Source organism: Bacillus sp. LBG-1-113 (assembly GCF_020708615.1).
GTDB lineage: Bacteria > Bacillota > Bacilli > Bacillales > Bacillaceae > Bacillus > Bacillus mojavensis.
The window spans coordinates 398,864-411,221 of record NZ_JAJFDG010000001.1; the positions used below are offsets into that span (position 1 = coordinate 398,864).

15 protein-coding genes and 1 pseudogene are annotated in these 12,358 nt (G+C 38.7%); 7 read left to right on the forward strand and 9 right to left on the reverse strand.

Going from position 1 to position 12,358, the window contains the following annotated elements; all coding sequences use genetic code 11:
• Positions 1–49: 49 nt before the first annotated feature.
• A complete protein-coding gene (locus tag LJF29_RS02005; RefSeq protein WP_010335065.1) occupies positions 50–328 on the forward strand; it encodes an HPr family phosphocarrier protein in 279 nt (92 codons plus the stop codon).
• Between the two features lie 200 nt (positions 329–528).
• On the opposite strand, the gene LJF29_RS02010 is transcribed toward LJF29_RS02005, so the two are convergent.
• Positions 529–885, reverse strand: coding sequence for a CotD family spore coat protein (locus tag LJF29_RS02010; protein WP_229146713.1), 357 nt, complete (start codon positions 883–885; stop codon positions 529–531).
• Positions 886–1,205: 320 nt separating this feature from the next.
• Between LJF29_RS02010 and LJF29_RS02015 the strand changes: the two genes are divergently transcribed.
• The 4 genes from LJF29_RS02015 (at position 1,206) to LJF29_RS02030 (ending at position 4,100) form a co-directional block, all read left to right on the forward strand.
• The gene (locus tag LJF29_RS02015) at positions 1,206–1,904 is read left to right on the forward strand and encodes an aspartate/glutamate racemase family protein (RefSeq protein ID WP_229146726.1); all 699 of its coding nucleotides are present in this window, start codon (positions 1,206–1,208) and stop codon (positions 1,902–1,904) included.
• A 526-nt stretch (positions 1,905–2,430) separates the two neighbouring features.
• Positions 2,431–3,084 (forward strand): VOC family protein, encoded by a 654-nt coding sequence (locus LJF29_RS02020; protein ID WP_229146728.1) that lies wholly within the window; start codon positions 2,431–2,433, stop codon positions 3,082–3,084.
• Positions 3,085–3,335: 251 nt separating this feature from the next.
• Positions 3,336–3,695 (forward strand): SH3 domain-containing protein, encoded by a 360-nt coding sequence (locus LJF29_RS02025; protein ID WP_010335061.1) that lies wholly within the window; start codon positions 3,336–3,338, stop codon positions 3,693–3,695.
• 48 nt (positions 3,696–3,743) lie between these two features.
• A complete protein-coding gene (locus LJF29_RS02030; protein ID WP_004398671.1) occupies positions 3,744–4,100 on the forward strand; it encodes an SH3 domain-containing protein in 357 nt (118 codons plus the stop codon).
• 99 nt (positions 4,101–4,199) lie between these two features.
• Here the strand turns inward: LJF29_RS02030 and LJF29_RS02035 are convergent.
• Positions 4,200–4,318 (reverse strand): annotated as a pseudogene (locus LJF29_RS02035) (aldo/keto reductase); the annotation flags it as partial.
• 201 nt (positions 4,319–4,519) lie between these two features.
• On the opposite strand from LJF29_RS02035, the gene LJF29_RS02040 reads away from it, so the two are divergent.
• Positions 4,520–5,278, forward strand: coding sequence for a metal-binding protein ZinT (locus tag LJF29_RS02040; RefSeq protein WP_229146729.1), 759 nt, complete (start codon positions 4,520–4,522; stop codon positions 5,276–5,278).
• Positions 5,279–5,919: 641 nt separating this feature from the next.
• Here the strand turns inward: LJF29_RS02040 and nikE are convergent.
• The 7 genes from nikE to LJF29_RS02075 form a co-directional block, all read right to left on the reverse strand.
• Positions 5,920–6,741, reverse strand: a complete 822-nt coding sequence (gene nikE / locus LJF29_RS02045; RefSeq protein ID WP_229146731.1) for a nickel import ATP-binding protein NikE — start codon at positions 6,739–6,741, stop codon at positions 5,920–5,922.
• Between the two features lie 31 nt (positions 6,742–6,772).
• Positions 6,773–7,600: a nickel import ATP-binding protein NikD gene (gene nikD / locus LJF29_RS02050; RefSeq protein WP_229146732.1), complete on the reverse strand. Its 828-nt coding sequence runs from the start codon at positions 7,598–7,600 to the stop codon at positions 6,773–6,775.
• An 18-nt stretch (positions 7,601–7,618) separates the two neighbouring features.
• The gene (gene nikC / locus LJF29_RS02055; protein ID WP_229146733.1) at positions 7,619–8,449 is read right to left on the reverse strand and encodes a nickel ABC transporter permease subunit NikC; all 831 of its coding nucleotides are present in this window, start codon (positions 8,447–8,449) and stop codon (positions 7,619–7,621) included.
• Positions 8,446–9,390 (reverse strand): nickel ABC transporter permease subunit NikB, encoded by a 945-nt coding sequence (gene nikB / locus LJF29_RS02060; protein WP_229146734.1) that lies wholly within the window; start codon positions 9,388–9,390, stop codon positions 8,446–8,448. The genes nikC and nikB overlap by 4 nt, the downstream gene beginning before the upstream one ends.
• Positions 9,391–9,399: 9 nt before the next feature.
• The gene (gene nikA / locus LJF29_RS02065) at positions 9,400–11,016 is read right to left on the reverse strand and encodes a nickel ABC transporter substrate-binding protein (RefSeq protein WP_229146735.1); all 1,617 of its coding nucleotides are present in this window, start codon (positions 11,014–11,016) and stop codon (positions 9,400–9,402) included.
• 365 nt (positions 11,017–11,381) lie between these two features.
• The gene (locus tag LJF29_RS02070) at positions 11,382–11,471 is read right to left on the reverse strand and encodes a YjcZ family sporulation protein (protein WP_024122253.1); all 90 of its coding nucleotides are present in this window, start codon (positions 11,469–11,471) and stop codon (positions 11,382–11,384) included.
• A 171-nt stretch (positions 11,472–11,642) separates the two neighbouring features.
• Positions 11,643–11,759 (reverse strand): YjcZ family sporulation protein, encoded by a 117-nt coding sequence (locus LJF29_RS02075; protein WP_010335054.1) that lies wholly within the window; start codon positions 11,757–11,759, stop codon positions 11,643–11,645.
• 179 nt (positions 11,760–11,938) lie between these two features.
• Between LJF29_RS02075 and LJF29_RS02080 the strand changes: the two genes are divergently transcribed.
• The gene (locus tag LJF29_RS02080) at positions 11,939–12,103 is read left to right on the forward strand and encodes a hypothetical protein (RefSeq protein WP_229146737.1); all 165 of its coding nucleotides are present in this window, start codon (positions 11,939–11,941) and stop codon (positions 12,101–12,103) included.
• Positions 12,104–12,358: the final 255 nt, after the last annotated feature.

The window sequence follows — 12,358 nt, forward strand, 5'->3', positions numbered from 1 at the left end:
GGCCTATTCCAATTCTTCAAGGAATTCTCAGGCCTAAGGAGCAGGGAGAATGATAGAAAAACAGTATACAATGATCGCGAGTACAGGCTTCGCACGTGCAGCGGCCTTGTTAGTACGTGCGGCTTGTCAATTTAGCTCCAGTATATATCTTGAATATCAAGGGCAAGCTGTCGATCTGAAAAATACACCCAAGTCCCTCATTGATGTGATGTCACTAGGAATTAAACCTAATACCCACATTAGGATAAGAGCTAATGGCTTTGACGAGAAACAGGCTTTACAAGTGATAGAAGATCATTTGCAAAAAAACAAGTTCACAAAGAAATGAGGTAGAAAACCTCTCTTTTTTTATCATTTTCAGGGACTCGCTCCAAGTCCCTATTTTTTATAGGAGCGTTTTGTTAAATGTCTATCTTTAAAGAAACAACTCATTTCTCTTATTTTAAAGCCGAAATCTTATAATTGGAAAGGATAGGGTAATAAAAAAGGCATCCATAAGGATGCCTAAAATGAATCTTTACTGAATGATTACCTATTGCATCTTTTTACTGGTTTACAGCATGGATTTCTTAAGTCACTTCCACAATCATATTCCTCAACGATATTTTCATTCTCTACAGATTGTGTCACTGGATAATAATTTTCTACTCTTGTAACATTTCTATTAACATTAACAATATGAGTAGGCTGAACACGTCTAACAGTACGTTCATTGGTTGTCGTATTTACAACATTTCTTGTGGGAGAAACAATTGTTTCTACATTGTTGCCTCCGTTACCTCCATTACCTCCGTTACTTCCGTTACCCCCATTAAAACCATTGAAGCCATTGAAGCTATTGGTACCGTTGTTCCCGCGACGAGAGCCGAACATGAATTCGTCCACACTTCTAAACCCACCGTTGTTGCAGCTCATCAAAATCACCCTCTCAAAAAATCTTGTCTTACAATATAAGTTATGATGAAGAAAAAAGGTTGTCCTAGACAAGAAACTCATATTATAAAAAATCCGCTATTATTTTAGGATTTCGATACACATGACAAGAAAGGGGCATAGTTTTCTATCATTTTAATTATATTTCCACCGTAGCTACGGGCCTGGAAGACCAATCAATCATTTTATACTTGATAATAGCAGTCCTGGTATTAAAATGACTTATATATTAAAATACTAATAATATTTCGAATTTTAAATCGAGGTGGGCTATGAAAACGATTGGTCTTATTGGCGGAATGAGTTGGGAGTCGTCGGCTGAGTACTATCGAATTATCAATGAGGAAATAAAAAAGAAGTTAGGGGGGTTACATTCGGCAAAGTGTCTTTTGTACAGTGTTAATTTTAAAGAGATTGAACACTTTCAATCAGAAGGAGCTTGGAATAAAGCTGGTAAAACCTTGGGGGAAGCAGCAAGATCATTAGAAAAAGCCGGAGCAGATTTTATTGTAATATGCACAAACACTATGCACAAAGTAATTAGTTATATCCAAGCAATGATCACAATACCTATTTTACATATTGCCGATGCAACTGCTGATCAAATGAACAGACAAGATATTCGTTCAGCAGGATTACTAGGTACCAAATATACAATGGAGCAAAATTTTTATAAAACTCGTATTGAGACTCATGGCATTAATATTATTGTGCCTAATGATAATGAAAGAGAATTAATAAATAATATTATCTATCAAGAACTATGTTTGGGTGAAATTAAACAGTCATCGAAAAACATTTATCACACCATCATAAATAATTTGATGAATAGAGGAGCGGAGGGAATAATTCTCGGATGTACTGAAATTGGATTACTAGTAAAAGCTGAAGATTTCAAAGTGCCAATATTTGATACAACCTTAATCCATGCTCGAGAAGCAGTGAATAAATCTCTTTCGATTTCATCTTAGAATCAGTTCCTTCCTATACTCTAAAACCGTTTTTTAAGAGCGGTTTTTTTATTATGTTTATAGAAGTCATAAAATAGGAGGCTCTTTATAGGGGTGATAATATTATGATCCTTTCCACTGAAAATTGTGTTTGAAGATATTGAAGACGGCAGCAAGGTCTCACTAACACAATAGATAGACTTTGAAAACAATTGCGTAGTGAGGTGAGTATATCTGTTCTTATATACTAAACGGTATACCTATCCAGTTTTAGACATGACACGGGTGACGAGTTCAGGAATCAGATGACAATCCTGAAGCCTATGCCTAGGCATAGATTGATGATGACCTTACTTCAGCTGTTACAGATTTTTGAAATGAAAAACCAAGGTGATTCATTTCATCCATCCTTAAAGCTAATGAATAATAATGAAAAACAAATTTATGTAGTTTTTTATTTTTCGGTCTAATGATGTAGATTAAATAAGCTAAATGTAGAAAGAATTTGTTTCTCATTTTAGATATATTAAGAGAGGGGGTGTGAATAATGAAAATAAAAAATCTTGAAATATTTGTTTCTCATTTTAATCAAACTGTAAGCTTTTATAAAGATATCCTTCAATTTAAAAGGCTGGCGTTAACTGATACATTAGCCATATTTCAAGTGGGAGAAAGCATTTTAACCTTGCATCAAGACGAAGTGAATCAATATTACTATCATTTTGCGTTTAATATCCATTCGAATATTTTCGCAGAAGCAAAAGAATGGCTGAAAAAGAAGGTTAATTTACTTGAAGAAAATGGTGATGATGAAGTATATTTTGCAAATGCAAAGGCAAGATCCATATATTTTGAAGATCCAGCAGGTAATATTGTTGAGTTTATTTCTCGATTAGAAACCTCTCCGGAAACGAGGTCAAAAGAATTCACGCCCGACAATGTAATAGGGATAAGCGAGATTGGTTTATCTACGAATCATATTAAAGAATGTTTTGACTACCTTTTAAAGTTGGGAATCCGGCAAAGAAATGATGAACCTTTCTCAAAAAACCATTTACATTTCATGGGGGAGTATAAAGAAGGAGTCTATATTTTATTAGGTCCTGTCGGAAGAAGGTGGATATTCTCGGATAAATACAGTATAGATGCACCACTTATGATTGAAACTGACCGAGGGATCATCAAAAATTTTGATGAGTAATCAAGCTTTTAATTGGTGTGTGACATATCTTTCATGCATTATTTTTGCTTGCATTGTCATCCCTATATTCCCAAATTTTATCCTCTCTTCTGTCGGAAAATTCAGTAATAATGGCACTTCTCATATACCTGTTTGATGGTAATATGATCAATATATGTAAACGAAAGGAGCGAAGATGGTCTGCCGAATCATTCCTGAACTGAATGTAAGAAAACCAGACGCAGGACATTTATTATGAGGAGGAGTATAAGTTGAGAAAGTTAAAAATGGCAAGTTTATTAACCGTTATGATGGCGTCATTCTTCATTTTTTCTAGTCATGCACAAGCAGTTCAGTATTACACTGTCTCAACAAGCAGCGGTGCTCCCGTAAATATGCGCAGCGGCCCAGGTACAAGTTGGGGGATTGTAACGACTATTCCGAGCGGAACCCGCATCCCGATCTACTGCTACAAAACCGGTACAACTGTAACTGGAAAGTATGGAACGAGTAATATTTGGAACTACACAGAACGGACGCTTGCCAGCGGGGAGATCGTTCCTGGATTTGTCTCTGATACATATATGTATACAGGATCAGACGGCCCGGTAGTTCCTAAATGCAGCTGGTAGCATATGTATCGTTCTTAAAATGAAGAAATTGAAGAAAGAGGGATGACATTGACTAAACTGAAAATGCTGAGTATGTTAACCGTGATGATCGCATCATTATTCATTTTTTCCAGTCAAGCACTTGCCGTTCAGTACTTTACTGTCTCAACAAGCAGCGGTGCGCCTGTAAATATGCGCAGCGGTCCAGGTACAAACTATCCTATTATGCTTTCCATTCCTAGCGGTTCACGTGTTCCTTACTATTGTTACGCTTATGGGACGACTGTTACCGGAAAGTATGGAACGAGTAATATTTGGGATCAAATCCAGTGGAAAGATTCACGTGGTGTCGTGAACATTGGATATGTTTCTGACACATATGTCTACACAGGCTCAGACGGCCCTGTCGGTTACAAATGCAACTAGCTATATAATTCGTACAATAGAGTCTCTTCAAGAGAAACCATACCAACAATATTGGTATGGTTTTTGCTATTATTATGTCTTCCGCACCTGCATTAGTGGAATGCCGCTATCGAGCGCTTCATCCATAATACGGAACGCGGTCTTTTCATCTGTATCGACCCACCTAAACATAAACGGCTGACCCGCAATCCTGTTCTTCCTAAAAAGGTATACTTCACAACAAATCTCTCCTCATGGACTCTCATAGATTTTCGTATTTTAAAAGAATATCTGATTAACGAAGTAGGATTCTAATGAAATCGCCATCTGCTCCCGGCAACATTCAAGCGAGATTAGGAGCATTTTCCCTTTGATTTTTGAACAAGATAATTGTATAATACAAATCGTAATTATTTCGGTTTGGGAAAAGGAGTGTTGTAATGAAAATTTTATTTGCAAAGAGATTAGGGATATTTATGATTGGTTTATTACTAATATTGGCAGGATGTCAGACTTCAGGTTCATCTAAAGGTGAGTCTAATAAAACAACAACATCATCCTCAGCAGTTGAAGAAAACTCTTCTAACACGCAAGAGCAAACATCAGAATCTCATGATCATGATCACGATCATAGCCATAGTCATGCACATGATGAAGAGACAGAAAAAATTCATGACGGCTATTTTAAAAACAGCCAAGTAAAGGATCGTTCACTTTCTGATTGGGAAGGAGACTGGCAATCTGTATATCCATATCTGCAAGATGGCACTCTGGACGAAGTATTTTCATATAAATCAAAACATGAAGGTGACAAGACAGCTGAAGAATATAAAGAGTATTATAAAAAAGGGTATAAAACAGATGTTGACCGTATTGTAATCCAAAAAGATACTGTAACGTTCTTCAAAAATGGAAAAGAATATTCAGGTAAGTATACGTATGACGGGTACGAAATTCTAACATATGATGCGGGCAATAGAGGGGTAAGATACATATTCAAACTAGCTAAAAAAGCTGAAGGACTTCCTCAGTATATTCAGTTTAGCGATCATAGTATCTACCCGACTAAAGCTAGCCATTACCATCTGTATTGGGGTGAGGACCGTGAAGCTTTACTTGATGAAGTGAAAAACTGGCCTACCTACTACCCGTCAGAAATGGACGGACACGATATTGCTCATGATATGATGGCGCATTAAATGAAGAGGAACATACCATGCATTTCTATTACACAAACGGTTATTTTTTCACTGTGGAGAATGGGGAAAAACAAGCTTAGTCCCTTATGGAGATTGAATGTTTAAATACTTTTAGCTGCTGACTCCTCGTCAGCAGCTTTTTTGCCCTCTTTCGTTTTTATCCGTTTCTTTCTCTTCGCAACGGGGATTGACGGCTCATTAACAAAGTTAAGATACGATCAATATTAACTTGACGGTTGGGTAAAAGCTTTTTGGAGATAGGGTGAAGAGTAAGGGAGAGTATGAGGAAAAAATGAAATGACTAAAGATGAAGAAGCACTTGGTAGTGGCTTTATTTTCTCTGGTATTATTTCAAAGTTCTGTGAGTGTATGTTATGCGAACACAATAACGAAAGCAAAAACAGTTAGAGAAAAAGAACCAATGGTTTAAAGACAACGGTTCTTTTTCAATGTCCTATTTAAAGCAGGAACATTCGTTAAAATATGGCATGTGTAGCCGTGAGTTGAAAGCAGTTAACGGTGCGACCGTTCTATTGAAATCAGCACTCCATGCTTTGAACAACAAGAGACATGCCGTACTTGTTAAAGCAAATATCATGAACGATGTAACCGGGAATGCTATATATCTACACGCGATTTTCTTATTGTAGCGTCATTCCTCTTCCTATCGAACGAAAGCGCGGATGTTCTGCAAGTATGGAGCTTCTCATTTCTTTTACTGCTGGATGGTCTGATGTAAAGAACTGAAGTTTGGACTCGTATAGCTCAACTAATTTTCCGTTATCTAGTACACCTAATGTGTCACTCAATTGATAAGCGGCTTTCAAATCATGCGTAATAAAAAAATACGATAACCCAAATTCTTCTTTGAGCTCTTTTAACAAATCGAGTATAAGTGTTTGGGTAACCATGTCCAGACTGCTGACTGATTCGTCTAAAACGATCAGTTTCGGTTTGAGCGAAATTGCTCTGGCGATATTGATCCGCTGCAATTGCCCGCCGCTGAATTGGTGCGGATATTTTGTTAAATCATTTTCACTTAGGCCTACTCTTTCCAACAACTCGATAATGGTTCGTCTTTGTTCCGCCGCAGTGAGGGTTTCATAGTTTTCTAATGGTTCTGCAATAATCTGTTCCGCCGTCATTCGCGGGTTGACGGACGAGTATGAATCTTGAAAGACAGCTTGAAGGTCACGGCGGATTTTTCGCCGGATCGATTTATTTACGCTATACATATCATGGCCTTGAAAAAGGATTTGACCTGATTGCGGCCGTTCTAAACCAAGCAACACTTTTCCCAATGTACTCTTACCGGCTCCACTTGGCCCAATCAAGCCTAAGCATGTACCCTTCTCAATCGAAAAGCTGACATCGGATAGGACTTGTTTAGATTGAAATTTCCATTTGAATAATGAACGCTCCGCATAACGATGAGAGACTTCTTTCACTTGTAATAAACTCACTTGTTCACCTCATTAAAATGCCGCTCTTTCGTCAAATTGACCCAATGGCACGTTCATCAATTGGCAATGTCAAACGTGCCCCTAATAGCTTCTTTGTATATTCATGCTTTGGTGCATCAAACAGCTGAAACACATCTGCTTTTTCTGCGATTCTTCCTTTCTGCATCACAGCGACTTCATCCGCCATTTCAGCAATGACGCCCATATCATGAGATATAAGCAAAATCGCCGTTCCACATTCAGAGCGCATGGCGTCTAAATGTTTCAGCACGGTCATCTGATTATTTACGTCTAGTGCGGTTGTGGGCTCATCCGCAATGAGAATGCTTGGATGTAAGCATACAGCGGTTGCAATCATCACCCGTTGAAGCATTCCGCCACTTAATTGAAAAGGGTAAGATTTTAAAAGTTTAATAGGATTGGATAAGCTCACATTATGCAACGCTTCGATTGCAAGCTCCTTTGCCTGCTTTTTGTTAAAAGACGTATGAGAGCGAATCGTTTCAATCATTTGATGACCAATCGTAAAAACGGGGGTAAAAGCGTTCATCGGATTTTGCATAATATAGGCAATTTCTTTGCCGCGTATTTTGCACATTTCTTTATCTGCCAATCCGTTTAATTCTCGGCCTAGGAGTGAAATGCTTCCTTTCACCTTGGTTGTTTTCTGATCAAGCATCTGAAGAATGGACATGCCTGTTACTGTTTTTCCACATCCGCTCTCACCAATCAGGCCAAGGACTTGACCGCGCTTCAGTTCGAAATTGACGTCTTGCACAAGAGTAGAAACTCCTTTGTGCGTTTTGGCCTGTACATGCAAATCTCTAACTTGCAGCACCGGTGATTGTTCTGTTCCCAACTTCCTCATTCCTTTTTATCATCGACGTTTGACTCCGTATCTTTCTGATAAGCTCTCGCCCAATAAATTGAACGTTATAACCACAATCATGATCATCATCCCTGGATAAATCATCAACTCAGGGTTCGTCCGGATATACGATTTACCTTCATGAATCATCGCTCCCCATTCCGCAGCCGGTGGCTGGACGCCTAAACCAAGAAACGACATAGCGGATATGTCCATAATGGCCCAGCCCATTTCCAATGTACCCATGACAACGAGGGGAGGGAGCACATTAGGTATGATATGTTTTTTCAGAATCTTCCATTGTGATGACCCATTGATTTGTGCGGCTTTTATAAAGTTCTCCTCTTTCAGACTAAGCACCATTCCTCTAAAGATTCTCGCATAATAGACCCATTGCACAAGCATGAGGGCAAGAATGACTTGAGGAAGTCCAGGTCCGAATATGCCCACTAGACCAAGAACTAAAATTAAGTTCGGAAAGGCCATCACACCATCACAACATCTCATTAACAGATGATCAATCCATCCGCCTTTATATCCCGAAATCGTACCGACGATGAGACCGATCACAAGTGAGGAAATAAAAATGAGCACTGCAAATCCCAAAGAAATTCGTGTTCCGTACAAAAGGCGGGATAAGTTGCATCTTCCTAAATGATCAGTTCCTAAAGGAAACTCCAAGGATGGAGGGTGCAGCTTATATGCCAAATGAACAGCAACAGGGTTATTCGGCGCAATCCAAGGGGCGAATACAGCGATGAGAAATAGAATTGATAATATGATGATACATGCCGTTATCACTTTTTGACTTTTACATATCATGCGTATGCTTGTGATCATCGATACTGCCCTTCTTTCCTGGAAATGCGCGGATCAATAAACATTTGAATGAGATCAACGATTAAGCTACTCAATATAAAAAATGTGGCGGCTATGAACACATAGCATTGAATGACAGGGATGTCACGATTGAAAATGGCCTCAATAAAATAACGGCCAAAGCCAGGCCAAGAAAAAACCACTTCAACAATAATGGTTCCGGTGAGAAGTTTGCCAAGATTCATTCCTAGGCCTGTAATCATCGGAGAAATGGCCATTTTCAATACATGCTTAGCCATAATGCTTTTATTCTTCAAGCCTCTGATTTTTGCGTATTGTACATATGGTTCTTGCAGGTTTTCGATAACACTGGCGCGCAAAAGCCTTGTATACATTGCAATTAAAGGAAGCGCCAGCGTCAATGACGGCAGTACGAGGTGCTGCCATGTCCCAATTCCTTCTACTGGAAAAAGATCTAATTGAACTGAAAAGAAAAAAACCAACATATACCCTAACCAAAAAGTCGGAATGGATGCCCCGAAAAAGGAAATGAAGCGACTGATATGATCAATTGCGCGATTTCTTTTCATTCCCGCAAAGAAGCCGAGAGGCACACTGACAACCACCGCGATCAATAAACTACCAAGCGCAAGTTCGATCGTTGCTGGCATTCGGAGTGTAACCTCGTCCCAAACCGGCTTATTCGTAACATAAGAAATGCCGAAATCGAATTGGCATTTCTTCAAAATAGAGTTTACATATTGAATAAAGAATGGTTGATCTATGCCAAACTCATGTCTTTTTTGCTCTAGTATGTCATCGGTTGGCTGGATATGCGCTGCGGCTACATACGCTTCAGCCGGATCAACCGGTGAGAGTTGAATCATTCCAGTTGTCAGAAGTGTAGCTAAAAGAAACACTGGTATGATGGACATGATTCGTTTCAATATATAGATGCCCATAAAAGCCTCCTACTGCTTAATGCGAATACCTGTAAATGGATGTTCATCACGGTTGGCAGGGAAAGTAAAGTCTGTAATATTCTTTTGGTAGATCGCTGTCTTTTTTATATAAGAGATCGGAACGATGGCTCCCTGATCTTGAAGGGATGTTAAAATAGATGAGTAAAGATGTTGACGCTCTTTTTTATCAGTTGTTTCAGGAACTTTTGCCATCTGCTTCAATAGCTCATCCTTGTTTGGATATGCCGAAATCGCTTCATTAAATCCAAATCCTTTTGACGCGACAATGTTTACAAATGTATGCGGGTCATAAGGTGCGCCATAGTTGCTAAAGAAGTTCATATCAAATTCATTCGCTTTGAATCGTTTAACCTGAGTCGCCAATTCTACTCCTTCAAGATTCAACTTCACCCCGATCGCTGCCCACTCTGCTTGCAGCGTTTCTGCCATTGCTTTTTGAATGGATTCCGCTGAATCATACATTAAACTAAATTCAAGAGGCTTTCCGTCTTTCTCTCGCACCGTCTTGCCATTCGGAAGCTTCCAACCTGCTGCATCTAATAACGCTCCCGCTTTTTCCGCATCATATTTCACTGGCTTTACATCAATATCAGACGTGTATGGTAAGGTTGTCGGCAAAATATAATCTGCTTTTTCTTCTAATCCGGAGGTAATGCCTTCCACCATGGCGTCTTTATTAAAACCATAGTGCAGGGCTTGGCGAACACGTTCATCAGAAAGCTGTTCTTTTTTTGTATTCATGACAAGCTGTCTCGTCGCCACCGGTTCGGAAAGGCTTGTTTCATATTGACCTGTCGATTGCAGCTGCTTATATGCATCCAAACTGATGACGCCTTCACCGTAAATTAAGTCCAGTTCACCTTTTTCAAATGCAAGTACTCTTGTTTCTGCATCTGGGATGACTTTCACCTTGATTTTCTCGACTTTAGGCTTTTCACCCCAATAATTTTCATTGCGTTTAAAAATCGCATATTCATCGGTTTTATGCTCTTCCAATACCCATGGGCCCGTCCCGACCGGTTTTGCTACACCTTTTGATGTATCGCCATCCTTAGGGAACCCAGCCTCTCCTAAAAACCGAACAGGCCGTACAACTGCAAGCTCCTGAATGGTTGGATAATATGATTCATTCAGTGTCAATTGAAATGTATGATTATCGATCACTTTTGTTTGAGCTATTTTTGTAATAAATCCTAACCAGCTATGTAACTCAGGATGTTTTAAAATGGAGTCAAAATTCTTTTTCACGATTTTTGCATTAAATGTTGTCCCATCAGAAAATGTTACATTCTTACGCAAATGAAACGTATACACTTTGCCGTCATGAGATATATCCCAAGACTCAGCCAAATGCGGTTTAAGCTTTCCGCCCGCTTCATAAGAGACCAAAGGCTCGTACACCATTGACTGCGTAAACAATTGGGAAGGATTATAGACATGTGGGTTTATTTCTCCTATATCTCTAGGCCAAGCAATTGTGACCATATTGTGAGGAGCTTTCTTCTCTGTTGGTCCTGCATTTGTACATCCTGCTAATAAAATAGAAAAGATGAGTATCGATACGAAAGTAAATTTAATTTTCAAACGAATCTTCCCGCTAAGCATCTGTATTTCCCCCTAATTGACGTTGATAATCATTTTCATTTTAAGGAGGCAGCATACCCTTGTCAATGTAAGAATATAGGTATTGTTTTGGAACCCGATGTTCTTGTTTTATATTGCTGCACTATATAACTTCAGCTGAGCGTATAAAATGGCTCTGGATCAATATGAATGATGTAAGGTAAAACTGTGGACGTTTTAAAAAAGCTCATAGAGTTTCAGAAAGATGAAGATTTGTAATTTATATTTCCCTGGTACAAAAACATCAGGATAAGGAGTTAATCACATTACAAAACGCCATAAAGATTTCTTATGGCGTTTAGCCGAACAGGGAGGTGCTGCTACGGAGGAGTTAGTCTAGATTTAACTTAATATCTAAAGAAAGCTGCTCCGACAATGATTAACAAGATGAATAACACCACGATTAACGCGAAGGAACTACCGTAACCATTAGACATATTGCCACCTCCTTTAGTGAGGATAGTATAAGATATGCCAAACGATAGTTTTCGACATAGATTTACGTCTAAATAAGAAAAAATGAATTTTTTGTCTAAAAAACAAATTTAAACGCCATAAAAGTTTCTTATGGCGTCAAACAGAACAGGGTGGTACTTCCTGCATATCGGTTAAATAGGAACGCCTTCTGGATAGCCTCCGAAGAAAGCTGCTCCAACAATGATTAGTAAGATGAATAGCACCACGATTAATGCGAAGGAGCTACCACAACCATTTGAGTATCCCATATGTCCACCTCCAGTAAAAAAGGATAGTACATGATATGCGGGTCGAGTTCCTTTGAAAGGGATGCTAGTTGAAATGAATTTTAAAATGATACTTTAGTCTAAATTGAAATAGAGATCATTATTAGGCAAGTATTGTCCACATCGGATCTTGCCAGAGTTAAGGCTGCCATAGAAGCAGAATGGAAGGCGTCGGACGGGAAATCAGGCTCAAGCCAAACAAGTGCGGCCAAGAAAAAAGACCATTAAGCCCAAGCAGCAAACAAGATAAAGGAGCGAACAATACCGATATAGACGGCATTTATGGAACGAAAACGAAATCGGGATTTGAGTCTCTCTTGAAATAACCTGGAGATAATACGTCGGCACACAATTATATACCTGCTCATTTTTATATGCACCTCTACTTGGATATTATGTTCTAGGTAGGGGGCTTATTTTTGTTTATATCTCAGGCTGTTACACTCCTTAAAGAAAACTTTTGCTCATGGGAACTACATTAATGTTGTACATTATTAAAAATTTTATCCTAATTCTTATGTAATATGTGTTTCTTTCTGATTTGGAGTGTATACATAATTAGCAATTTAATTATAAATTGT